The following is a 23,507-nucleotide window of genomic DNA, read 5'->3' as shown; positions in this document are numbered from 1 at the left end:
CGTCATGCCCATGCAGGATCGGCACGGGCGACGTCAGACGACAAGATGAATGCCACCGCGCAAGCGGTGGCTCAAGGGAATGCCATGCCGTTTTACCATGCAATGCGCGCCGGCCTCGTGGTCGCGCTGACAGGCTTCGCCACAGGCTCCGCCGTGGCCGCCTCCGGGATCAGGACCTTCGACAACTGGATCGTCGGCTGTGACAATACGCTGGCCTGCCGGGCCATCGGCACCATGGCCGGCGAAGGCGATGGCGGCTCCTATGTCGTGATCGACCGCGCCGCCGGGCCCGAGGCGACCGCGAAGCTGCGTTTCGTCCGCGAGAGCGCGCCGGCCGGCGATGCCCAGGGACTGGTGCTCAGTGTCGACGCCGGCCCGGCGCTGACGCTTGCCGGCACGGCGTTCCGGGTCATCGAGCAGGAGTTCGACGACAAGCCGGAGGCGTCCGAACTGGTCGAGCCGGCAGCGGTGGCGCGCGTCATCGAGGCCATGGGCAAGGGGCGAGCACTGCGCTTCGGCAAGGAAGCTCCGCGCGCCAACGCGCCCGCGGTGTCGCTCGACGGCTTTGCCGCGGCGCTGCAGTTCATCGACACCGCGCAGGGCCGCCTGGATACCGTGACCGCCCTGGTCGCCAGGGGGGCCAGGGCGGCGGCCACGGTGTCGGCGCCACCGGCCGTGCCGTTCCTGACGGTTGCCATGCCGAACCCGACCAGGCCGGCGCCCACCGTGGTGCCGCGCGCGCTGGTGCAGCGGCATGTTCGCGAGACCAGGGACGACGAATGCGACCTGGGCAACCGGGCGCCCGCCACCCGCATCGTCCGCCTGTCCAACAGCACCGTGCTGTACCAGATCGGCTGCTGGCGCGCGGCGTCGCAGGCCGGCGCGATGTTCTACCTTGCGACCGAAGCACAGCCGGCCAACGCCCGCCGGGTCGATTTCGAAACGCTCGATGCCGAAACCGGCCGCATGGGCCAGCCGATCCAGACCCTGACCAGTCCCAGCGGCCTGGAGGAGATGAGCGCGGCCACCCTGTCTGCCCTGCACAAGGATCGCGGTGCCGGCGATTGCGGCACGGCGGCGAGCTGGGCCTGGACGGCGCGAGGCTTCCGCCTGAGCGCCTATGCGACCATGCCGGCCTGCAAGGGTGTGCCACCGGAGGACTGGATCACGCTCTGGCGCACCGAACCGCGCTGATCTCAGCGGGGCGGCGGCGCCGTGGCGCCGACCCGCACCAGCACCTCGCGCGGGATGGCATAGTCGCGGATCGCGTCGTCATGCCTGCGGAAACCGCACAACTCGCGCTGGACGAAATAGCCGAACACCGCGTCGGCCGCGGCCTGCACCAGCGCGGCGCGCTGCGGCCCGTCACCGGTGAAGGCGCCGAGCGCCGCGAGGCTCGCGGCCACCGCCCGCCCGGCGCGACCGAGCGAGGAGGCCTGCTCGGCGATGATCTCGTGGGCGAGCGCCGTATCGACCGCTTCCATCGAGCGCTGCGACAGCCGGCTTCGCGGCGAATGCAAGGTCAAGGATCGCTCCCTTTGCACTGATCGTCCGCAGCCAAGCAGCAGCCGGCGAGACTGGCAAGACCCCTCCCCGCGGCAGGGCCACCTGGCTTGACAGGCGCCGGTGTCCCGCGCCTCACTCGCGGCCAGCATGCATCCGCCGCCTCAGCCGCGTCTCCCGGATTTCGCCACCATGCCAGCTTCGACCAAGACCGAAACCGCCCCGATGCCGTCGCGGACCGACCGGGCGGCGGCCGGCAAGGCGCTGCGCGCCCGTGTTTCGCGCGAGAGCCATGCCGATTTCGAGCCGGCCGCCGGCCGCGATCCATCCGCGGTCCTGGCGGAGGTCGATGCCGGCCGGATCGCCGCGCTGATCCCGATCCGCTATGAGCGGATGCTGGTCTCGCCCTTCACCTTCCTGCGCGGTGCGGCCGCCGTGATGGCCGCCGATCTCGCGGCCCAGCCGACGATCGGCATCCCCGTGCAGGCCTGCGGCGACTGCCACCTGATGAATTTCGGCGCCTTCGGCACGCCCGAGGGACGCATCCTGTTCGACATCAACGACTTCGACGAGACCTTGCCGGGTATCGACTTCACCGTCGACCTGAAGCGCCTGGTGGCCAGTGTCGCGGTGGCGGCGCTCGACGCCGGCTATTCCGACAAGAAAGCCCGCAGCTTCGCCGCCGCCACCGCGCAGGCCTATCGCGATTTCATGCGCGAGCTGGCCGACCTGTCGCCGCTGGCCATCTGGCACAGCCGGATGGACCTCGCCCGCGAGACCGAACGGATCGACGACCGCAAGCTTCGCCGGACGCTGTTGAAGACCATCGTGAAGGCGAAAAAGACGCTGTCGCTGGACGACAATTTCCCCCACCTGGCCAGGACCAAGGCCGGCGTCTGCAGGATCGAGGACCGGCCGCCGCTGATCTATCATCTCGACGCCGATGGCGGCGGCCACCACGCGGTCGACGCCCGCGCTGCGCTGGCGATCTACCAGGCGACGCTGCCACCCGACCGGCATGTGCTGCTGACCCGCTTCCGGCTGGAGGATGTCGCCTTCAAGGTCGTCGGCGTCGGCAGTGTCGGCACGTTCTGCGCCATCGGCCTCTATATGAGCGGCGACGACGAGCCGCTGTTCCTGCAGATCAAGGAAGCGCAGAGTTCGGTGCTCGAGCGCTTCCGGCCCGCCGGCAAGCACCGGCGCCATCAGGGCCACCGTGTGGTCGAGGGCCAGCGGGTCATGCAAGCCGCGAGCGACGCCTTTCTCGGCTGGGCGGAGGACCGCAAGTCCGGCCGGCATTTTTATGTCAGGCAGTTGAAGAACCGGCGGCTCGGCTCGGTCGGCGAGGTCATGGAAGGCAATGCCCTGCTGGAATATGCCGCGCTCTGCGGCCGGACGCTGGCCCGCGCCCATGCCCGTTCCGGCGACCCCGCCGTGATATCGGGCTATATCGGCAAGTCCGGCGTGTTCGAGGACGCCCTGGCGTCGTTCTCGCTGAGCTATGCCCGCCAGACGGCGGCCGACCATGCCGTCGTTGCGCGCGACCGGGCCGGCCGCAAACGCCGGCGGGCCTGACGATTTCGCGCGCCCCGCCAGCGCTTTGGCCGGTTCCGCTGATGCCGTGATTCAATCCGCGCAAGACACGACGGCAGGCGATCAGCCGGTCGCCCGCGCGGCATGGGCCGCGGCCTCTTCGAGCAGCCAGCCGCGAAAGGCGGCGATCGCCGCCCGCGAGGCGGAGGCTTCCGGGCAGACCACGTAATATTGGTAGGGTCCGGGCACCTGATGGGGAAACGGCCGCACCAGGCGGCCGGCATCCAGATAGTCGCCGATCAGCACATTGGTCGCCAGGGCGACGCCCTGGCCCGAGGCCGCCGCCTGCAAGGCCAGGAAGGTGTGGGAGAATTGCGGGCCGCGACCGCCGTCGACCCCCTCGACGCCAATCAGCTCCAGCCAGCGCGACCAGCTGACGAAATCCGGCAGGCCCTCCTGGATCTCCTGGATCAGCGTGTGATGGCGCAGATCCGCCGGCTCGCGCAGCGGCCGCTCGGGATCGTGGAGCAGGGCCGCGCTGCAGACGGGGAAGAAATTCTCTTCCATCAGCAGGTCACTTCGCAAACCCGGATAGACGCCCCGGCCGGAGCGGATGCCCACGTCGACATCCTCGCGGGCGAAATCGGTCAGGCCGTGCGACACCGAAATGCGCACATCGAGTTCTGGATGGCGGGCCTTGAAGCCGCCGAGCCGCGGGATGAGCCAGCTTGCGGCGAAGCTCGGCAAGGTCGCCACCGTCAGCACATTGGACGCGTCCGGCCGCAACGCCTGAATGGTGGCCTCGTTCAACTGGTCGAGCAGTTGGGAAATGGCGGCGGCGTAGCGTTCGCCCGCCACCGTCAGCGCGACGCCCTTGCTCGGCAGCCGGACGAATAGCGGGCGTTGCAGCCAGGCCTCCAGCGTCCGGACCTGCTGGCCGATCGCGCTCGCCGTGACGGCGATCTCGTCGCCCGCCCGTTCGAAGTTCAGATGGCGGGCGGCGGCCTCGAAGGCGCGCAGTGCGGTGAGCGGCGGCAGGTGGCGGCGGGTCATTGGATGGCCAAGCTGTACTTGGGCTGAAGCCAAGAACATCTCATTTGCTTCGGACCAGCGCAAGGAGCAACGTCCATATAGGAAATTCGACAGCAAGGACCATCGTCATGAACGCGGCATGTGCAACAGAGGATCTTTTCCACCACCACCACGAAACGCCGGCAGCCAAGAGCCGTCTGCTCACTCTGGTCCTGCGCGTGGAGGCCTGGTTCGCGGCGCGCAACAGCGCCCGCACCCTGTACGGCCTGGATGACCGGGCACTGTCGGATATTGGCCTGTCACGCGCCGATGTCGAACGGATCAACATCAAGGCGACGGCCGTCGACCCGATTCCGTCGGTCTGACTGGCCCGCCTCACCACCTGACAAGGATGCCTGCCATGACCTGCTCAGCCTGCCTGCCCGTGCAATCCGCCGCCAAGACGGGACTTCTTCAGACGCTGCTCGACCGGGCGGCGGATGTTCTGGCGCTTGGCCCGGCGTCGCACCGGCGCGCCGAGACGCGGGCGGCGGTCGGCGAGTTGTCGGCCAGGCAATTGGCCGATGCCGGCATCGACCGGTCGATCGTCTGCCGGGTCCGCCCGGTGATCGAGATCAGGGCCGGCTTGATGGCCAATCTGATCTCCCTGCAATAGGCTACCGCGACGGCGCCCCAGCGCGCCGCCGGTCCATGCCGGGCTCGTCCTCGCGCCGGCGTCTCACAAAATAGTCGCGGCCCTGCGCCGAGTGAGAGGACAGCCCGTCGCGGTCATGCCAAGGCCTGCCGATCTTCAATCGGAAGGTTTTGTGCCATGCCCAGATTGCTCCTCGCCGCCGCGCTTGCCCTGCTGCTCCCAGCCTTCCTGATGCCGCCCCTGGCCGAAGCCAAGAGCTTCCGGCTGGGCGCGCCGGCAGTCGCCACCGTCGCCATTCCCGACGCCTGGTCGCCAAGCGTGACCGAACGCGGCGTCGAAGCGACCACCGACGATGACGAGATCTATGTGGCGGTGACGATCGCCAGCGCCGGCAATGTCGAGGATTCGACCAAGCAGGCGCTCGCCTATCTGGTGTCGCAAGGGGTCGAGATCGATCCGGCGACCCAGCGCCAGCAATCCATGACGATCAACGGCATGCCGACCATTTTCCTCGGCTTCAGCGGCAAGGACTCGGACGGCGAACAGGCCGAGATCAGCGTCGGCATTTTGATCGTCAATCCGTCAACCGTGCTGATCCTCAGCTATTGGGGGTCGAAGGAGGGCGAGAAGACCTATGCCAGCGAGCTGAACGGCATCCTGCAGAGCCTGACCAAGGTCGAGTAGGCTCGGGCTTCGGTCACGCTCAGGGGTAGAGGCCGTAATCGTCCCAGTCGCGTACCGGAATCTGCTCGCCAATGGTGTAGTTCAGCGACAGGACGCGCATGCGGTCGGGCGACGCCTGGCACTCGAAGCTCAGGCGATACCAGTGGCCGCCGCTGCGGAACGCCCCGCCCTCGCTGTCGAGCGAGTCGCCGGAGCGGCGCGGCTCCGAGATGGCGCCGGCCAGAACCTTGTCGGGCCGGTAAGGACTGGTGTCGCCCTTGATGCGCTGCATCACCGCGATGTCGCAGACCTGCTCGAGCCGGGTGTCCGGCTCGAGCCGACGAAGCGCGGCTTCAAGCCGCGCATCCGCGGCGAGCGCGCCCGACAGCGTCAGACCGGCTCCGATGAGGCCAAGCACACACGCCTTCATGCTGAACGATTCCTTACCATTGCGACGGCCGGCTTCTAACAGCCCGATCTTGGCACCAGCAAGGCAAGGCAACAGCGCACCGGCCATGCCGCCGGCCCATTGGGCCGGCGCTGTTTCCTGATCCCGTCCCGGATCGCCGGAGCCCGCCAAGCCGCGCTCGTTCGCGCGGTCGCGGCACCAGGCAAGGCCTTCAGAAGTCCATGTCTCCCATGCCACCGCCCGGACCTGCACCGGCGCCGGCCTTCTGCGGCTTCGGCAGTTCGGCGATCAAGGCCTCGGTGGTGATCATCAGCGACGCGACCGACGCCGCGTCCTGCAGCGCAGTCCGCACCACCTTGGCCGGATCGATCACGCCGGCCGCCACCAGGTCCTGATAGACGCCGGTCGCAGCATTGAAACCCCAGTTGTAATCCTTCTTTTCCATCAGCTTGCCGATAATGACCGAGCCGTCCTCGCCGGCATTCTCGGCAATCTGCCGGGCCGGCGCCTGCAGCGCGCGGCGCACGATGTCGATACCGGTCTTCTGGTCGTCATTGCCCGGCTTGACCGGATCGAGCGCCTTGAGCGCGCGTAACAGCGCCACGCCGCCACCGGGCAGGATGCCCTCCTCGACCGCCGCGCGCGTCGCATGCAGCGCGTCATCGACCCGGTCCTTACGTTCCTTCACCTCGACCTCGGTGGAACCGCCGACCCGGATCACCGCGACGCCGCCGGCCAGCTTGGCCAGCCGCTCCTGCAGCTTTTCCTTGTCGTAGCTGGAGGTCGTCTCCTCGATCTGCAGGCGGATCTGGGCAATGCGCGCGTCGATGTCCTTGCGCGCGCCGGCGCCGCCGACAAGCGTGGTCGAATCCTTTTCCACCACCACCTTCTTGGCCCGGCCGAGCATGGCCAGCGTGACATTGTCCAGCTTGATGCCGAGATCCTCGCTCACCGCGGTGCCGCCGGTGAGGATCGCGATATCCTCCAGCATCGCCTTGCGGCGATCGCCGAAACCCGGCGCCTTGACCGCGACGACGCGCAGACCCGCCCTGAGCTTGTTGACCACCAGCGTTGCCAGCACCTCGCCCTCGACATCCTCGGCGACGATCAGCAGCGGCTTGCCCGACTGGACGACGGCTTCGAGCAGCGGCAGCAGCGCCTGCAGCCCGGAAAGCTTCTGCTCATGGATCAGGATATAGGCATCCTCGAGCTCGACCCGCATCTTCTCGGCATTGGTGACGAAATAGGGCGAGACATAGCCGCGGTCGAACGCCATGCCTTCGACCACTTCGAGTTCGGTGGTCAGGCTCCTGGCCTCCTCCACCGTGATGACGCCCTCATTGCCGACCTTTTGCATGGCATCCGCCAGGAAACGGCCGATCTCGGTATCGCCATTGGCCGAGATGGTGCCGACCTGGGCGATCTCGTCATTGGACTTGATCTTGCGGGCATGGCGCTTGAGATCCGCGACCACCGCGGCGACGGCCAGGTCGATGCCACGCTTCAGGTCCATCGGGTTCATGCCGGCGGCCACCGATTTGGCGCCTTCGCGCACGATCGTCTGGGCCAGCACGGTGGCGGTGGTGGTGCCGTCGCCGGCGGTATCGCTGGTCTTCGAGGCCACCTCGCGCACCATCTGCGCGCCCATGTTCTCGAACCTGTCGGAAAGCTCGATCTCCTTGGCAACGGTGACGCCATCCTTGGTGATGCGCGGCGCCCCGAACGACTTCTCGATCACCACGTTGCGGCCCTTCGGCCCGAGCGTGATCTTCACGGCTTCGGCGAGAATATCGACACCGCGCAGCATCTTCTCGCGCGCTTCCGTCGAGAATTTCAGTTCCTTGGCGGCCATTGCGCTCCCTCCCTGGTTTTGACGCCCGGTCTGCCGGCGGGTCCAGGCCGCCGTCCCGAGCGGATTGCAGCGATGCGGATCAAGCCTTGAGGCAATGCGATGTCTTCGCGCCAGGCAGGCTCCGCCGGGCGCATCTCTCGAATTAGGAAGTAGAAAATTCCGGTTCAAGGCCGCGACCGGGCGTTGGCGGGGCGCAGCCCCAAAAAATGCCGCGGCACCCTCTTGAAACAGCGGAAACACGTCCCAAAATCGAGAAACGCCGGTGGCCCCGGGGCGGGCAAGCCAAAAGGTCCGGACAACGGACCGAAGCCTGCCGGGCACCCCGCCACGGCTGAATCAGGAGGTCACGACCAGACGAGAGGAGAAGACCATGGGTGTTCGAGACATCATGCCCTGGGGTCGCCCCCACAACCAGGCCCCCACCGGCTTCCGCGAGGCCGAGCAAAGCCCGTTCCTGGCGCTGCATCGCGACGTCAACCGCCTGTTCGACGATCTTTTCCACGGCTTCGACCTGCCGATGCCGGCCGGCCGCCCTTCGCACTGGGCGGGCGGATGGCCAAGCATGGAGATGTCCGAGACCGACAGGGAGGTCCGTATCGCGGCCGAGGTGCCGGGTCTCGACGAAAAGGACGTCGAGGTCCTGCTGCAGGATGGCGTGCTGACGCTGCGCGGTGAGAAGCGTGCGGAGACCGAAGACAAGGACCGCCAGTTCACCGAGCGGCTCTATGGACGTTTCGAGCGGCGTATCGCAGTCGGCGAAGTCGACGAAGACAGGGTCAAGGCGACATTCAAGAACGGCGTCCTCACGGTCACGCTGCCCAAGACCGAGCGGGCGGCGGCCGCCGCCAGGCGGATCGCGATCAACGAGAGGTAGCGGCCAGGGACGTGAGGTCTGGCGGGCCGGCGTCGCCATGCGCCCGCCAGTTGCCGCGCCGAAGGTCCGATCGCCGCGGACACCGCAATCCCGGCAAGCCGGTCAAGCCGCAAGAACCGCCTCCGGCCCGCCGGCGCAGCACATCAGACTTTCGGCGACAGCCAGCCCGTGATCAGCGAGGCGAGCGTCGCGGCAGCCGTCGGCTCGTCGACATGGCCGCGGATCATGTCGCGCGAGATCGCCTCCGCTGCTCCGATAATGCCGACGCAGCGCAGCTGCAGATCCGCGGCCGGCAGGTCTGTGAAAGGGCGCAACGCGTCGCGATAGATCGCCACATAATGGTCGATCAACTGGTCCTGGAAGGCTTCCATCTCGCCGTCGCCCTTGAGCGCCGCGGAGACCGCATGCCAATCCGGCCCGGCCTCGGTATAGCAGGCCATATAGGCGCGGCTGACGACGCCCGCGACCTCGTCCAGCCGGCGCGGCGCCCGGGCGAGCGCCTCGAGCAGAGCCGCCACCTGCCGATCGTCGATCTCCTTGTAGAGGGCAATCAACAGGCCCGGGCGCGATTTGAAATGTTCATAGGCGACCGGTTTGCTGACCCCGGCGCGCTCGGCGAGACGGCCGAGCGTCAATGCGTCGGTTCCCTCCTCACGCACGATCGCATGCGCGACATCGATCAGCTGATCACGCCGCCCGGCCTTGGTCAGTCTCTTCGCGGGTATTTCGGCCATCGAGACGGCGACCCCTTTCCCATCAATTTCGCTGCGCCGGCCGCTTGACAGGCTCACTTGATCGACTACCTACCATTGGTAACTTACTTTTAGTAGGTCAACGTCACGCCTGTCAGCACCGCCATCAGCGGGCTGTCGACCTCCAGCACACCAGCCTGGCCAAGGAGCCTGAGCCGCCATGTCGACGCAAGAGAAGAAATCCGTGCTCATCATCGGCGGCTCCGGCCTTGTCGGTGCGCAGGCGGCGAAAACGCTGCGCCAATTGCACCCGGACCTGCCGATCACCATTGGCGGACGGGACCTCGGCAAGGCCGAAGCGGTCGCCAAGGCGGTCGGCCTTGCCGATGCCGTGGCCATCGACCTCGGCCGGCCGGACCTCGGCCAGGCCGACGGCAAGGCCTATGGCGCCGTGGTGATGTTCCTCAAGGACGGCGGCCTGAATTCGCTCAAATTCGCCCAGGCGCGTGGCCTGCCCTATCTCAGCATCTCCTCCGGCGTCTTCGAGGTCGGGCCCGAAATGGCGCTCTATATCCACAAGCCCAAGAGCGCGCCGATCCTGATGGACAGCAATTGGCTGGCCGGCGCCGCCACCTTTCCCGTCCTCCACTTCGCCAAGGAGTTCCGCAGCATCGAGGCGATCGAGATTGCCGCGGTCCTCGACGAGCAGGATATGGGCGGGCCGGCGGCCCATGCCGATTTCGAACGCCTGACGACGGCCGCTCCTCATGCGCTGATCCTGAAGCAGGGCCAATGGCTCTGGTCGCAAGGCGAGGATGCCGCGCGCAAGTTCAGGACCGTCGACGGCATGGAGCTGCAGGGGCAGGCCTATTCGCCGCTCGACGTGCTGAGCCTCGCCGGTGCGACCGACGCACGCTCGATCCGGTTCGATCTGGTGCTCGGCGAGACCGCCAGCCGCCGGCGCGGTGAGCCCTTCTCGAGCGAGATCGTCATCGAGATCAGCGGCGAAAAGCGTGATGGCACGCGCGGACGCGAGCGTCACGAGATCGTCCATCCGGCCGGCCAGGCGCCGCTGACGGCGCTCGGCGTGGCGCTCGGCGTCGAGCGGCTGCTCGGCCTTGCCGGCGGTGCGCCGGTCGAGCCCGGGCTCTATTTGCCCGAGGTGCTGATCGAGCCGGACTATTTCCTGCGCCGCCTGACGGAGTTCGGCGCGATCATCCGGCGCGCCTGACCGGCGACTGCCAGGGCTCTTGCTGCGTCACGCCGCCTGGCGAAAGCGGCGTGGCGAAGTCCCGAAGGCATGCTTGAAATCCCGCGCGAAATGCGCGCTGTCGGCGAAACCCGCGTCGATCGCGATGTCGGTGATCTTGCGCTTGCTGTTGAGCAACAGCCAACGGCCATATTCCAGCCTCAGCCGCCGCTGGAAGGCGGCTGGCCCGACACCCAGCCAGAGATGGAACAGGCGCTCGAGCTGGCGCGCGCTGACCCCGACATATCGGGCGATGGCCGCGACCGGCGGCGGATTGTCCAGGCGCTGCTCGATGAACTGGGCCGCCTGGCGAATGCGCATATCCGAGATGCCGTCCAGCTGGGCGTAGAAATGCGGCTGCGGCACGCCGCCGGGCCGGATGTCCTGCAGCATCATGTGGCGCATCGCCTGTTGCGCCTTGTCGCGCCCGCAATGCCGGGCAATCAGATAGAGCCCGAGATCGATGGCGGCGGTCGAGCCGGCGCAGGTGATCAGGTCGCCCTCGTCGATGAACAGGCGGTCGACGGCGGCGTTGAGGCGTGGAAAGCGCTCGTTGAAGGCGTCCAGCACGTTCCAGTGGATGCAGACCCGCCTGACGCCAACGAGCCCGGCCTTGGCGATCACGAAAGTGCCCGTGCAGATGCCGAGCAGGCGGACGCCCCGGCGCGCCGCCGCCCTGAGATAGTCGAGCAGGGTCGCCGAGGGATGATCGTTCAGATAGTCGTTGCCGCCGCAGACCGCGAGATAATCGAACTCGCCGGGATCGATGAGGTCGGCATTGGGCTGAAGCGAGACGCCGCAACTGGAGTTGCGCGGCCCGCCCCCGACGCTCATCACCGTCCAGGCGACATGCACCTGCCGCGAGCGGCCGCCGTGATCGGCCGCCAGCCTGAGCGCGTCGATCAGCCCCGAGAAGGCGGCCAGCGTGAACTGGTCGAGCACGATGAAACCAATGCGCAGGCGTGGCCGCGCGGCGCCGGCCGGTGCCGCGTCGGCATCGCCTGTCACCCTGAACCCTGTTCCAATCATCTCGGTCATGTCGGGATTATTCTACTTTCAGGCTGGTTCATTCTAGTGGAAATCGACGCCGGGGGTGATGGTGACGGGAACAAGGCCAAGAGGCCGACGGAGGAGACCCACCATGACCCTATCCAGGCGCCTCGTATTGCAAGGCTTGGCCGCCAGCACTCTGGCGGCGCCGGCCCTGGCCCAGCAGCCGGCTTCGATCACGGTTGCCTGGTATGGCGGCAATTGGGGCGATGCCTTCCGCACCTGTGTCGCCGAGCCCTTCACCAAGGCGACCGGCATTGCCGTCAATGCCGAGATCGGCACGTCGACCGTGACGCTCGCCAAGCTGCAGCAGCAGAAGGCCGCCCCGACCATCGACGTCGCCTGGATGGACGGCGGGATCAGCGAACTGGCGCTGGCCGCCGACGTCACCGACAGCCTCGACCCCGGCGCCATCCGCAACCTCGCCAATGTCGCGCCCGAGGCGGTCTACAAATCCGGCGCCAATATCCACGCCGTCGGCACCGGCTATTATTCGCTCGGCCTCACCTACAACACCCAGAAGGTGCGGCAGACGCCAACCTCCTGGAACGATCTCTGGAACAAGGAATTCGAAGACGCGGTGACGATCCCGTCGCCGTCGAACTCATCCGGCGTGCCCTTCCTGTTGTTCCTGTCGAAGATCTGGGGGGCGCCGGCGGGCGACCTGACGGCGACGTTCAAGAAGATCCGGGAGCTCAAGGCCGCGCTGTTTTTCGACTCCTCGGGCGCCGCCACCAATGCCTATCAGAGCGGCGAAGCGATCATTGGCGCGCATTTTAATGTCGGCGCCTGGGATCTCGCGGACAAGGGCCTGCCGATCGGTTTCGTCGTGCCGAAAGAGGGCGTCTGGGCGACCGATGCCCGGCTCCACCTGGTCAAGGGCACGCCGAAACGCGATGCCGCGCAGAAATTCATCGACCATGCACTGACGGTCCAGGCCTCCGCCGGGCTTGCCGACAAGCTCTATCTCGGTCCCTCGGTCAGGGATGTCGCGGTCAAGCCGGAAACGGCACGCAAGCTGCCCTGGGGCGAGAGAGGCTCGGTGAAGGACCTGCAGCTGTTCGACTGGACGACGATCAACGCCGAGCGCGCCAGGATCGTCGACCTGTGGAATCGCGAAATCGCGCGCCGGTAAGTGCCGCCTCTCCGGATTGGATCCGCCATGAACGCGCCCCTGCTTGAGATCAGTGGCCTGTCGAAGAGGTTCGGCTCGCAGCCGGCCCTGACGGACATCGCGCTCGAGGTCGCGCAAGGCGAATTCATCGCCTTGCTCGGGCCCTCGGGCTGCGGCAAGACCACGCTGCTGCGGTGCATCGCCGGCTTCCTGACGCCCGAGGCCGGCGCCATCCGCATCGCCGGCGACGACGTCACCGGCCTGCCGCCCTATCGGCGCCCCCTCAATACCGTGTTCCAGAACTACGCGCTGTTCCCGCACATGAGCGTGACCGAGAACGTCGCTTATGGCCCGCGTCGCCAGGGCACGCCGCGCGCCGAGGCGGGCGGCCTGGCCGCTGATGCGCTGGCGCTGGTCGGATTGACGGGTTTCGGCGACCGCTATCCCCGCCAGCTCTCCGGCGGCCAGCAGCAGCGTGTGGCGCTTGCCCGCGCCATCGTCAACAAACCCAAGCTGCTGCTGCTCGACGAACCGCTGAGCGCGCTCGACCTCAAGCTGCGCAAGCGCGTGCAGATCGAGCTCAAACACCTGCAGGAGAAACTCGGCATCGCCTTCGTCTTCGTGACCCATGACCAGGAGGAGGCTCTGACCATGGCCGACCGGGTCGTCGTCATGAATGGCGGCCGGGTCGAGCAGATCGGCCGCGGGCAGGACATCTACCGGGCGCCCCGGACCCGCTTCGTCGCCGACTTCATCGGCGATGCCAATCTCTTGCCGGGCAAGCTCATGGCCGACGGCCGCGTCGAACTCGCGCTCGGAGCGATCACGCTTGCGGGCCAAACCCCGGCCGCCGGCACCGAGCCGGTCGCGGTGCTGCGGCCCGAGGCCATCGTCCTCCTGAAGGAGGCGGCGGGTCACGGGCTTTCCACCGTCCCGGCCGTCGTCGAGGACGTCATCCATATCGGCAGCCACGTCCTGGTCACGCTCAGGAGCGGCGATGTGCCGTTGACCTGCCGCCTGAGCGGCTCGGTTCCCGCCCATGTCGTCGAGGGCGCGCATGTCTTCGCGGGCTTTCGCCCCGACGACCTGCACCTGATCACGGGCTGACGGCGATGACGGCCTCCGTGCGCACCATCGCCCTTTTGACCGGACTGCCGGCGCTGTTCTTCGTCGCCTTCTTCCTGGCGCCGATGGCGGTCGTCGCCATTGCCAGCCTGACCAATCCGGCCGGCGAACTCACCGCCGCGAACTATGTCCGCATCCTGCTCGACCGCTATCACTGGGATGTGCTGTGGGTGACCTTCCGGATCGGCGCGCTGACCACCATCGCCTGCGTGCTGATCGGCTATCCGCTCGCCTGGTATCTCGTGCGGGTGGTCAAATGGCCGCTCTGGCGCCGCGCCTGCGTGATCCTGCTGATCGTGCCGCTGTTCACCAGCAATATCGTCCGCTCGTTCGGCTGGATGGTGCTGCTCGGGCGCAATGGCCTGATCAATGACGGCCTGGTGGCGAGTGGCCTGATCGAACGGCCGATGCGCTTCATCGGCACCGAAACAGGCATTCTGATCGGGCTCGTCTACATTCTCCTGCCCTTCGTCGTGCTGGCGGTCGGCAATGCGCTCGCCAAGGTCGATCCGTCGCTGGAACAGGCCTCGGCCGATCTCGGCGCGACGCCCGCCGCCACGTTCTGGACCATCACCTTTCCCTTGAGCCTGCCCGGGCTGATGGCCGGCGGCATCATGGTCTTCATGCTGGCGGTCAGCGCCTATGTCACACCCGCCTTGCTCAGCGGCGGGCGCATCACCGTGTTCTCGATGCTGATCTTCCAGCAATACAGCTCGGTCTTCGATTTTCACTATGGCGGGGCGCTCAGCATCACCATGCTGGTGCTGACGCTGATCCTCGTGGCGCTCGCCGGCCGCATCGGCGAACCGAAGGGAGGATCGAGATGATCACCGTCGCGATCCGCCTCGTCTCTTATGCCGCGCTGGCCTATCTGGTGCTGCCGCTGGCCGTCATCGTCGGGTCGTCGCTCACGACGACCAGCTTTCTCGCCTTTCCGCCCCAAGGCGTGACGCTCGCCTGGTACGGCAAGATGCTCGGCGATCCCTCCTATGTCGCGGCTTTCGCGACCAGCACCGTCCTGGCCGCCGCGGCCACCATCATCGCAATCCTGCTGGCGGTGCCCGCGGCGCTGGCGATCGCGCGTCATGCCTTTCCCGGCAGCCGCCTGCTCTCCGCGACGCTGATGTCGCCGCTGATCCTGCCGCATGTGGTGCTCGGCGCCGCCCTGCTGCAATACGGCTCGGCGATCGGGCTCACCCGCAGCTTCAACGCGCTGCTGGTCGGCCATGTCGTCATCATCATGCCCTTCGTGCTGCGCGCCGTGCTGCCCCAGCTCACCGACGACCAGCGAAGCCTCGAGGAGGCCTCCGCCGATCTGGGGGCCGGTCCGCTGACGACCTTCTTCCTGGTCACGCTGCCGCAGATCCGCAGCGGCATCGCCAGCGGCGCGATCTTCGCGTTCATCTCGTCCTGGATCAATGTCGAGCTCAGCATCTTCAACACGACCGCCGAGCTGACGACCATCCCGGTCAAGCTGTTCAACTACGTCCAGTACACGATCGACCCGACCATTGCCGCGGTGTCGTCGATCACGATCCTCGTCGCGGCCGTCACCATCATCGTCCTCGATCTCACCATCGGCCTCGACGTCCTGTCCGAGCGCCGCTGAGACCTGTCGAACCAAGGAGCCCAATGTCATGCGCCAGCAGGATGTCTTCGACGTCGTCTATACCCATACCGAGGGCGAACCCCTCTGCATCATCCATAGCGGCATCCCCTATCCCGCGGGATCCAGCATCCTGGAGAAGCGCCGCTTCCTGGAGGAGAATTACGACTGGCTGCGCCAGGCCCTGATGCGCGAGCCGCGCGGGCACAAGGACATGTTCGGCGTGTTCCTGACACCGCCGTCCAGCCCCGAATTCGACGCCGGGCTGATCTATATCGACGGCACGCAATATTCCCACATGTGCGGCCACGGCACGATCGCGGTCGGCATGGCCATGGTGGCGCTCGGCCTCGTGCGCCGCGGCGAGAACGGCCTGACCACGATCCGCTTCGAGACCACGGCCGGCGCGGTGACCGCCGAGGTCGCCAATGACGGCCCGCAGGTGCAGTGGACCCGGTTCGAGAACGTCCCGGCCTATGTCGCGGCGCAGGACGTGCCGCTCGAGCTGCCCGGCGTCGGCGCGCTCAAGGCCGACATCGTCTGGGGCGGCAATTATTTCGGCATCATCGACCTGCGCGGCACCACGCTGCGCATCGCGCCCGGGAACGGCTCGGAACTGTCGCGCCTCGGCATCATGGCCCGCGAGCAGCTCCGCCAGAAGGTGGCGATCCAGCACCCGGCCTCCAGCCATATCAACAATTTCAACTTCGTGACCTTCTGGCACGAGCCGACCATCGACGGCGCCTTCTACAAGAACGTCCATGTCTTCTCGGCCGGACAGCTCGACCGCTCGCCCGGCGGCACCGGCACCAGCGCCATGATGGCGATGTATGAGGCGCGCGGGCTGATGAAGCTGCATCAGCCGATCCGTTCGGAAGGCCTGCTCGGCAGCGGCACCTTCGAAGGCTGCCTGATCGGCGAGACCAGCCTCAACGGCACCCGTGCCGTTCGCCCCACCGTCAAGGGCACGGCCGGCCTGCTCGGCACGGCGCGCTGGGTGATCGATCGCAACGATCCGGTCGGCGCCGGCTTCCTCGTCGCCTGATCGTCAATTGTACGTCTCGGTCTCGGCCGGGACAGACGCAAGCGGCGGGCAGCCTCTGCTCGCCGCCTGCGGCGTTCTCGCCTGCCGATCCATTCCGGCTTCGCATGATGCCATGCCGGAACATCGCTTTTCGTGGCGGCAGCGGCCCGATAAGCGCTAGGATCGGACGCGCGAACCGGCCCCTCCGTCCAGGCCGGCACGGCGAAACTCACGCGACGCAGGAACGCTCCATGACTCAGCAAGCAGCAGTGAAGCCGGCCGAGAACGGCCTCGCGCAAGCGGTCGCCCAGATCCTTTCATCGCTCGGGGTCGCGCCTCACGTCTATTCATCCGGTGAACGCCTCGTCCGTTCGCCGCTGACCGGCGAGACCATTGGCCGGGTCAAGGACACGACGCCGGCGGAAGCCCGCGCGGCCATTGCCGAAGCCCATGACGCCTATCTTGCCTGGCGCGCCGTGCCGGCACCCCGCCGCGGCGAATTGGTGCGGCTGCTCGGCGACGCCCTGCGCCAGGACAAGGAAGCGCTTGGCCGGCTCGTCACCATCGAGGTCGGCAAGATCGTCTCCGAAGGCCTCGGCGAGGTCCAGGAAATGATCGACATCTGCGATTTCGCCGTCGGCCTGTCGCGCCAGCTCTACGGCCTGACCATGGGCAGCGAGCGGCCGGACCACCGCCTGATGGAGCAATGGCATCCGATCGGCCCGGTCGGCGTCATCTCGGCCTTCAATTTCCCGGTCGCGGTCTGGTCGTGGAACGCCGCCCTGGCGCTGGTCTGTGGCGACAGCGTCATCTGGAAGCCCTCGGAAAAGACGCCGCTCACCGCCATCGCCGTCACCGCGCTGTTCGAGCGGGTGGCGGCCAAGTTCGACGGCGCGCCGAAGGGTCTCGCCACGCTGTTGATCGGCGGCCGCGACGTCGGCGAGATCTTGGTCGACGATGCGCGCGTGCCGGTCGTCTCGGCCACCGGGTCCACCGCCATGGGCCGCATCGTCGGCGAACGGGTCGCCAAGCGTTTCGGCCGGGCGATCCTCGAGCTCGGCGGCAACAATGCCTCGATCGTCTGCCCCTCGGCGGATCTCGACCTGGCGCTCCGCGCGATCGCCTTCGGCGCCATGGGCACGGCCGGCCAGCGCTGCACGACGCTGCGCCGTCTCATCGTGCACGAAAGCGTCTATGACAAGCTCGTGCCGCGGCTGAAGCAGGTCTATGCCAATGTCTCGGTCGGCAACCCGATCGCAAGCGATGCCCTGGTCGGCCCGCTGATCGACGAGGCGGCCTTTGCCGGCATGCAGAAGGCGCTTGCGGCCGCTCGCGATATCGGCGCCACCGTCCATGGCGGCGAGCGCCATACCGCCGGCCATTCGGCTTCCGCCTATTACGTGCGCCCGGCCCTGGTCGAGGCGCCGGAGCAGACCGGCCCGGTGGTCGAGGAGACCTTCGCGCCGATCCTCTATGTGCTGAAATATTCCGAGTTCGAAGAGGCCATCCGCCTGCAGAACGGCGTGCCGCAGGGCCTGTCCTCGTCGATCTTCACCACCGACATGCGCGAAGCCGACCGGTTCCTGTCGGCCACCGGCTCGGATTGCGGCATCGCCAATATCAACATGGGTTCGTCGGGCGCCGAGATTGGTGGCGCCTTCGGCGGCGAGAAGGAGACCGGCGGCGGCCGCGAATCCGGCTCGGATGCCTGGAAGGCCTATATGCGGCGCATGACCAGCGCGGTGAACTATGGCCGCGCCATGCCGCTCGCCCAGGGCGTCAAGTTCGACATCGACTGAGCCGGCGGCGGGGGGCTCAGGCCCCCTCGCCTGTCCGGCTGCCGTAACGATCGATGTGGTAGGGCTGCCGCGCCAGGCCCACGCAGAACGAGCCGACCGCATCCTGCAGCTTTTCAGCCAGCACCCGCATGGGCTCGTTGGCGGCTGCCAGGCGCTCGCGCGCGGCTTCGGCCTTACCGGCCAGGGCGCGGATGTCGACGGTCAGGAGCTTGCGGTCCTCGACCACGAAACGCCCGCCGATCATGACGCTGTGGACCGCAGTGCCGTCCTCGACATGAACGATCTGGTTGACCGTGCGATTGTGCGGCAGCCAGTTGATGTGGTCGAGGTCGACGAACACCAGGTCAGCCTTGTAGCCGGCCTCGATGCGGCCGATCAGGCCCTGGAAGCCGAGCGCGCGGGCGCCGCCCTCGGTCGCCGCATGCAGCGCCTCCGGCGTGGTCACCCATTCGGTATAGTCGGGGCCGCGCACCTTCGAGGCGAAGGAGGCAAGCCGCACCGCCTCGTACATGTTCTGGTTGTCGCCGCTGTTGGAGCCGTCGGTACCGATGGCGACATTGACCCCGGCCTTCAACATCGCGCGCATGTCGGCAATGCCGCTGCCGAGCCGCATGTTGCTGCCGGGATTGTGCGCTACCGAGGCGCCATGACCGGCGAGCCGCCTCATGTCGTCTTCGTCGAGCCAGACGCCATGCGCCACGGTAAAATGCGGGCCGAGCAGGCCGAGTTCGTCGAGATGTGCCGTCAGGGTGCGCTTGTAGCGCTTCAGGCCGGAGAGCGCCTGGACCTTCGATTCCGCCACGTGGCTGTGCAGGCCGAGACCGAACTGGCGGGCGCAATCCCGGCAGGCGCCGAGAAACCCGTCGGAACAATGCAGCGGAATGGTCGGAGCAAGCGCCAGCTTCAACCGGTCGCCGTCGAAACGCTGGCCTTTCATGAAGGCCTCGACGTCGCGCAGCGTCGCTTCGTAGGGCTGCATGCGCATCTTGTCGACTTCGCGCTGCAGCGCCTCCGGCAAGGCTTCATAGAGCCCGGGGATCGCCTGATAGAGCGACATGTCGGCCACCATGGGTGCGATGGTCGCGCGCATGCCGACGTCGCCATAAGCGCGCGCCACCGCCGCCATGCCGTCGAGGCTCGGCGCCGGCACTTCGAAGAACAGGTCGTAACAGGCGGTGGTGCCCTTCAGCACCATCTCCGCGGCGTTCAGGGAGGCGCTGAGATATTTGTCCTCGAGGCTGCGATTGCCGCTGATCCACGGACCCGCGGCAAGCAACAGCTCGAGCGACCAGCGATCGCCCATGGCCTTGGCGAGCGCGCCGTGGCCATGGGTGTGGGCGTTGACGAGGCCTGGATGGACCAGCCGGCGCGCGCCGTCGACGACGGCCGCCTCCTCGGGCGCCGCCAGGCCCCGCGGGCCGACGTCGCGGATCGTGTCGCCCTCGACCAGGATGTCGAGGGGCTCGGCCTGAAGCTGGCCCGGCCGCAACACCAGCGCGTTGCGAACCACCTGGTAACGTCGATCTTGGCTCATGACTGATATCCCCGTCGATTGCTGTCGCGCGGTCCGTTCAGGTCCGCGGTTCCTCGGCCGCGGCCCAGGGAAAGAACACCCGCTCGACCACCACGATGGCCTGGAACAAAACGATGCCCAGAATGGCCAGGATCAGCATGGCGCCGAAGGCGACCGGCACCTTGAAGAAAGCGGTGGCCGAGGTGATGAGATAGCCGAGCCCTTTTTCGGCGGCGACGAATTCGCCGACCACCGCACCAACCACCGATAGCGCGATGGCGACCTTGAGGCCCGAAAACAGGAACGGAATGGAATAAGGCAGGCGGATGCGTATGAGTTCCTGCAGCTTGCTCGCCCGGCACGAGCGCGACAGCTCGACCAGTTCGGAGGGCACCGCCATCAGGCCCGCGGTGATCGAGATGACCAGCGGGAAGAACGCGACCAGGAAGGTGACGATGACCCGCGGCAGCTCATTGGGGCCGAGCATGACCACCAGGATCGGTGCGATCGCCACTTTCGGCACGGATTGGGTGAGCACCAGAAGCGGATAGATCGCATCGGCGAACAGCTTCGACGAGGAAATCAGCACGGCGAGCGGCAAGCTGACCGCGATCGACAGCAAGAAGCCGAACAGGATGGTCCTGAGCGTCGCCATGGTGTGATCGCCGACCACCCAGCCCATCGCATAGGTGTCTTCGAAGATCCGGCTCGGCGCCGGCAGCAGATATTCCGGGACGGCGAAGAACCGCACGCTCGCTTCCCAGATGACCATGAGAATGACCAGCGCGACCAAGGGAATGACGAATTCCCGGCTGGAATTGAACAGGCGGCGCAAGTCAGTGCTGGACATCGAACCGGGCCCCCTGGTCGCCGAAAATGAGATTGCGGATGCGCTCGGCGCAACGCTGGAATTCCGGGTGCCCGGCCAGCGCGAAATTGCGTGGCCGCGGCAGGTCGACCTCGATGATCTCGGCGATCCTCCCCGGGCGTGGCGACATCACCACCACCCGGTCGGCCAGGATCACCGCCTCGGGGATCGAGTGGGTGACGAACAGGATGGTCTTGGGTGTCGCCGTCCAGATCCGCAGCAGCTCGATGGTCATCACCTCGCGGGTCAAGGCATCGAGCGCACCGAAAGGCTCGTCCATCAGCAGGATCGAGGGATTGTGCACCAGCGCCCGGCAGATGGCGGCGCGCTGCTGCATGCCGCCGGACAATTGCTTCGGCCGCCGATCGGCGAAATCGGCGATGCCGGCGACGCGCAGGAGCTCATGGGCACGCTCACGCGCCGCCGCGTCGTCGCGCTTCATGATGCTCGACGGGAACATGACGTTCTCGAAGATCGTCGCCCAGGGCAGCAGGGTCGGCGCCTGGAACACGATGCCGGTGTCCTGGCGCGGCGCTGTGACCTTGTCGCCATTGATCCGGATGGCCCCTTCGGATGGCGGGATCAGCCCGGAGACCAGGCGCAGAAGGGTGGACTTGCCGCAGCCGGACGGGCCGACGAGCGTGACGATCTCGCGGTCGCGGATGGTCAGGTTGATGCCGTCGAGCGCGCGCACGCCGCCCTCGCCGGCGGGCCCGAAAACCTGGCCCGCATTGCTGATTTCGATCATGGAATGTCCTTGCCCCCACCTCGGCGCAGTGCCTTCGGCAGCGGCTGTTGGTCAGGGGGAGGTCGGCAGCAGGCTCATGTCGACGGCGGTGCGCGGATTGAGGCGGGTGTCGAGGCTCTGCGATGCCGCGACCACCTCGTAGGTCTTGCCCAGGCGCTCGTCATTGATGCCGCCGAGGCCGACCGAGGCCGAGTGGTCGGTGAAGATGAAGCCGAGCGTGGCGTTGAGGCTGCCCAGGCAATCGTCCAGCGCCACTTCCGGCACCAGCTTGACATGGGCTTCGCAGGTCGCCTGCGGATTGGCGCGGGCCGCAACCCAGGCTTCGCGGGTGGCTTTCAGGAAGTTGCGCAGCATCGCGGCGCGGTTCTGGATAGTCGCCTCGGTCGCGTGGAACGACAGCGAATAGATCGAGAAGCCGGCTTCGACGAAGGGCAGGAAAGCCAGTTCCCGGCCGGCGCGCATGGCCTGTTTGTTCTGATAGTAGAAATTGGTCGAATAGAACGGCGCGGCGTCGATGCGGCCGCTGATCAACAGCGCGGCCATGGAGGAACCATCGACCGTCACCCATTCGATCTTGTTCGGATCGGTACGGGCGGCCGCGGCCACGGCCGGGAAGTAGAGCCTATGGCTGTTGCCGGGCGTGATGCCGATGCGCCGCCCCTCGAGCCCGGCGAAACTGGTGATGCCGGAATCCTTGCGCACGAACAGCGAATGCGGCGAATGGGCATAGACCGAGGCGATCATCTTGACCGGCATGTTGCCGCGCTGGCGCGCGGTGAACAGCGCCGAGATGTCGGCCATGCCGATATCGGCGGCGCCGCCGGCGAGCTTGCTCAAGGTATCGCCCGAACCGTTGCCCTTGACGATCCTGAGCTCGATGCCGTTGCGCTGATAGATGCCCGACGCGATCCCCGCATAATAGGGCGCGTAGTCGCCGGTCGGAATCCAGTCGAGCATCAGCGTGACACGTTCGGCGGCCCCGGCAGGCGCGATCGCGGCCAGCGCCAGGCTGGCGGCGACGGCAAGGATGGATGTTTTGAGGCCCGGCATGTTTCTCTCCCATTGCGTTCCCGGCAGGACGCTGGGGCAAGGAGAGATGTAAAATCAAATACCAAGATCAGCCGAAGCTATAACACCTTGTTATGAGGTGAAGGGAGATGTCCTGATAAACCCAGAAAATGCGCGCCGGAGCCACGGCGTAAGGTTGACGAGCCATGTCCTGCGTCAGCCCCTGCCCGGCGGTTCCGCTGGATCGGCGAGCAATTCCTTGAGGTTTGCGACGAAGCTGCGGGCGATACGCGACAGCGGTTCGACACGCGCGGTCAGCAGATGCACCCGGGTGGTCGTCTTCGGCACCAGCGGCCGCGACTGGATATTGGGCCAGGCTCCGTCCATCAGCACGAAATCGTCGACGATGGCGATGCCGGCGCCAGCCTGTACCAGGCTGCAGGCATTCGGCGTGAAGCGCACCTGGGTGTTCACGCGGATAGGCTTGGTGGTGCTCATCAGCACGCGGTTGACGATCATGCCGTAAGGCGTCTGAGGGCCGTAGCTGATGATCGGATAGGGCGCGAGATCCGCTGGCTTGATGATGCGTTTTTCGCCAAGCGGATGGTCGGCCGGGAAAATCACCTGCAGCCGCCCCTCCCCGATGGAGACCGAGGTCACCGTCGGCTCGTCGACGGCAATCGAGGTGACCGCCAGGTCGACTCGGTTGCTGCCGACCTTGGCGATCAGCTCGGACAGCGTCAGGATTTCCAGTTCGATGCGCACTTCGGGAAAGCGCGCACGGAAACGCGCGATCGCCTTGGGCACCAGGACATGGCCGACGCTCGGGCTTGCCACCATGCGCACCGAGCCGGTGCCGCCGCGCCGCAATTCGTCGGCCAGTTCGTTGACCCGCGCCACCCCCTGGTGAACCTGGTCGACCTCGATGAACAGCCGCCGCGCCTCCGGCGTCGGCTGCACCCGCCCCTTGACCCGCTCGAACAGCGTCAGGCCAAGGCGATCCTCGGTATAGGCGAGCAGCCGGCTGATCGCCGGCTGCGACACCGACAAGAGCCGCGCTGCGCCGCTGATCGAGCCGGTCATCATGACCGCGCGGAACATCTCGATCTGCCGAAGATTCATCGTCACGGGCATAACCTCGGATTATAGATGCTCGGAGAATTAGCATGTCCTGGTCTTGACACCAGCCCGCTATGGTCGCGGCCGGAACC

24 protein-coding genes are annotated in these 23,507 nt (G+C 67.0%); 13 read left to right on the top strand and 11 right to left on the bottom strand.

Going from position 1 to position 23,507, the window contains the following annotated elements:
• The first annotated feature begins 84 nt into the window (after positions 1-84).
• On the top strand, positions 85-1,194 hold the full coding sequence (locus E8M01_RS26565; protein WP_170182090.1) for a DUF1176 domain-containing protein: 1,110 nt from the start codon (positions 85-87) through the stop codon (positions 1,192-1,194).
• Positions 1,195-1,196: 2 nt separating this feature from the next.
• On the opposite strand, the gene E8M01_RS26560 is transcribed toward E8M01_RS26565, so the two are convergent.
• Entirely contained in the window at positions 1,197-1,526 is a 330-nt protein-coding gene (locus E8M01_RS26560) for a DUF6665 family protein (protein WP_342778632.1), read from the bottom strand.
• A gap of 169 nt (positions 1,527-1,695) precedes the next feature.
• Here E8M01_RS26560 and E8M01_RS26555 point away from each other — a divergent pair, with 169 nt between their 5' ends.
• Positions 1,696-3,078: a DUF2252 domain-containing protein gene (locus E8M01_RS26555; RefSeq protein WP_136962902.1), complete on the top strand. Its 1,383-nt coding sequence runs from the start codon at positions 1,696-1,698 to the stop codon at positions 3,076-3,078.
• An 81-nt stretch (positions 3,079-3,159) separates the two neighbouring features.
• Here the strand turns inward: E8M01_RS26555 and gcvA are convergent, their stop codons facing one another.
• Positions 3,160-4,152: a transcriptional regulator GcvA gene (gcvA, locus tag E8M01_RS26550; RefSeq protein ID WP_246088442.1), complete on the bottom strand. Its 993-nt coding sequence runs from the start codon at positions 4,150-4,152 to the stop codon at positions 3,160-3,162.
• A gap of 44 nt (positions 4,153-4,196) precedes the next feature.
• On the opposite strand from gcvA, the gene E8M01_RS26545 reads away from it, so the two are divergent.
• The 3 genes from E8M01_RS26545 (at position 4,197) to E8M01_RS26535 (ending at position 5,386) form a co-directional block, all read left to right on the top strand.
• Positions 4,197-4,433: a DUF1127 domain-containing protein gene (locus E8M01_RS26545; RefSeq protein ID WP_136962901.1), complete on the top strand. Its 237-nt coding sequence runs from the start codon at positions 4,197-4,199 to the stop codon at positions 4,431-4,433.
• A gap of 35 nt (positions 4,434-4,468) precedes the next feature.
• On the top strand, positions 4,469-4,723 hold the full coding sequence (locus tag E8M01_RS26540; protein WP_170182089.1) for a YjiS-like domain-containing protein: 255 nt from the start codon (positions 4,469-4,471) through the stop codon (positions 4,721-4,723).
• Positions 4,724-4,879: 156 nt separating this feature from the next.
• A complete protein-coding gene (locus E8M01_RS26535; RefSeq protein ID WP_136962899.1) occupies positions 4,880-5,386 on the top strand; it encodes a histidine kinase in 507 nt (168 codons plus the stop codon).
• Positions 5,387-5,405: 19 nt separating this feature from the next.
• On the opposite strand, the gene E8M01_RS26530 is transcribed toward E8M01_RS26535, so the two are convergent.
• Together E8M01_RS26530 and groL are read right to left on the bottom strand one after the other, a co-directional pair.
• On the bottom strand, positions 5,406-5,945 hold the full coding sequence (locus E8M01_RS26530) for a DUF930 domain-containing protein (RefSeq protein ID WP_246088441.1): 540 nt from the start codon (positions 5,943-5,945) through the stop codon (positions 5,406-5,408).
• 40 nt (positions 5,946-5,985) lie between these two features.
• Complete coding sequence (gene groL / locus E8M01_RS26525; RefSeq protein ID WP_136964848.1) at positions 5,986-7,626, bottom strand: chaperonin GroEL; 1,641 nt, start codon at positions 7,624-7,626, stop codon at positions 5,986-5,988.
• Between the two features lie 370 nt (positions 7,627-7,996).
• On the opposite strand from groL, the gene E8M01_RS26520 reads away from it, so the two are divergent.
• Positions 7,997-8,500: an Hsp20/alpha crystallin family protein gene (locus E8M01_RS26520; protein ID WP_136962898.1), complete on the top strand. Its 504-nt coding sequence runs from the start codon at positions 7,997-7,999 to the stop codon at positions 8,498-8,500.
• A 143-nt stretch (positions 8,501-8,643) separates the two neighbouring features.
• Here E8M01_RS26520 and E8M01_RS26515 read toward each other — a convergent pair whose 3' ends face one another.
• Entirely contained in the window at positions 8,644-9,234 is a 591-nt protein-coding gene (locus E8M01_RS26515) for a TetR/AcrR family transcriptional regulator (protein WP_136962897.1), read from the bottom strand.
• Between the two features lie 178 nt (positions 9,235-9,412).
• Here E8M01_RS26515 and E8M01_RS26510 point away from each other — a divergent pair, with 178 nt between their 5' ends.
• On the top strand, positions 9,413-10,423 hold the full coding sequence (locus E8M01_RS26510; protein WP_136962896.1) for an SDR family oxidoreductase: 1,011 nt from the start codon (positions 9,413-9,415) through the stop codon (positions 10,421-10,423).
• Positions 10,424-10,450: 27 nt separating this feature from the next.
• On the opposite strand, the gene E8M01_RS26505 is transcribed toward E8M01_RS26510, so the two are convergent.
• Positions 10,451-11,479, bottom strand: coding sequence for a GlxA family transcriptional regulator (locus tag E8M01_RS26505; RefSeq protein WP_215908804.1), 1,029 nt, complete (start codon positions 11,477-11,479; stop codon positions 10,451-10,453).
• A gap of 103 nt (positions 11,480-11,582) precedes the next feature.
• On the opposite strand from E8M01_RS26505, the gene E8M01_RS26500 reads away from it, so the two are divergent.
• The 6 genes from E8M01_RS26500 (at position 11,583) to amaB (ending at position 18,159) form a co-directional block, all read left to right on the top strand.
• Entirely contained in the window at positions 11,583-12,626 is a 1,044-nt protein-coding gene (locus E8M01_RS26500) for an ABC transporter substrate-binding protein (protein ID WP_136962895.1), read from the top strand.
• A 27-nt stretch (positions 12,627-12,653) separates the two neighbouring features.
• Positions 12,654-13,712: an ABC transporter ATP-binding protein gene (locus E8M01_RS26495; RefSeq protein ID WP_136962894.1), complete on the top strand. Its 1,059-nt coding sequence runs from the start codon at positions 12,654-12,656 to the stop codon at positions 13,710-13,712.
• A 17-nt stretch (positions 13,713-13,729) separates the two neighbouring features.
• On the top strand, positions 13,730-14,557 hold the full coding sequence (locus tag E8M01_RS26490; protein WP_246088440.1) for an ABC transporter permease: 828 nt from the start codon (positions 13,730-13,732) through the stop codon (positions 14,555-14,557).
• On the top strand, positions 14,554-15,339 hold the full coding sequence (locus tag E8M01_RS26485; RefSeq protein WP_136962892.1) for an ABC transporter permease: 786 nt from the start codon (positions 14,554-14,556) through the stop codon (positions 15,337-15,339). Before E8M01_RS26490 ends, E8M01_RS26485 begins: the two co-directional genes overlap by 4 nt.
• Before the next feature lie 28 nt (positions 15,340-15,367).
• On the top strand, positions 15,368-16,381 hold the full coding sequence (locus E8M01_RS26480) for a proline racemase family protein (protein WP_136962891.1): 1,014 nt from the start codon (positions 15,368-15,370) through the stop codon (positions 16,379-16,381).
• A 230-nt stretch (positions 16,382-16,611) separates the two neighbouring features.
• Positions 16,612-18,159: an L-piperidine-6-carboxylate dehydrogenase gene (amaB, locus tag E8M01_RS26475; RefSeq protein WP_136962890.1), complete on the top strand. Its 1,548-nt coding sequence runs from the start codon at positions 16,612-16,614 to the stop codon at positions 18,157-18,159.
• 16 nt (positions 18,160-18,175) lie between these two features.
• Here amaB and E8M01_RS26470 read toward each other — a convergent pair whose 3' ends face one another.
• The 5 genes from E8M01_RS26470 to E8M01_RS26450 all read right to left on the bottom strand — a co-directional run bounded on the left by E8M01_RS26470 (position 18,176) and on the right by E8M01_RS26450 (position 23,418).
• Entirely contained in the window at positions 18,176-19,693 is a 1,518-nt protein-coding gene (locus E8M01_RS26470) for an amidohydrolase family protein (protein WP_136962889.1), read from the bottom strand.
• Between the two features lie 37 nt (positions 19,694-19,730).
• Positions 19,731-20,522 carry an ABC transporter permease gene (locus E8M01_RS26465; protein ID WP_136962888.1) on the bottom strand — a complete coding sequence of 264 codons (792 nt, stop codon included), beginning with the start codon at positions 20,520-20,522 and terminating at the stop codon, positions 19,731-19,733.
• Entirely contained in the window at positions 20,509-21,288 is a 780-nt protein-coding gene (locus E8M01_RS26460) for an ABC transporter ATP-binding protein (RefSeq protein ID WP_136962887.1), read from the bottom strand. The genes E8M01_RS26465 and E8M01_RS26460 overlap by 14 nt, the downstream gene beginning before the upstream one ends.
• Before the next feature lie 51 nt (positions 21,289-21,339).
• On the bottom strand, positions 21,340-22,338 hold the full coding sequence (locus tag E8M01_RS26455) for an ABC transporter substrate-binding protein (RefSeq protein ID WP_136962886.1): 999 nt from the start codon (positions 22,336-22,338) through the stop codon (positions 21,340-21,342).
• 174 nt (positions 22,339-22,512) lie between these two features.
• The gene (locus E8M01_RS26450; protein WP_342778715.1) at positions 22,513-23,418 is read right to left on the bottom strand and encodes a LysR family transcriptional regulator; all 906 of its coding nucleotides are present in this window, start codon (positions 23,416-23,418) and stop codon (positions 22,513-22,515) included.
• Between the last annotated feature and the right edge of the window lie 89 nt (positions 23,419-23,507).

It is taken from the genome of Phreatobacter stygius, assembly GCF_005144885.1.
Taxonomy (GTDB): domain Bacteria; phylum Pseudomonadota; class Alphaproteobacteria; order Rhizobiales; family Phreatobacteraceae; genus Phreatobacter; species Phreatobacter stygius.
Note: the sequence above shows the minus strand (reverse complement) of the source record. Positions and strands in the feature narration are given on the sequence as shown.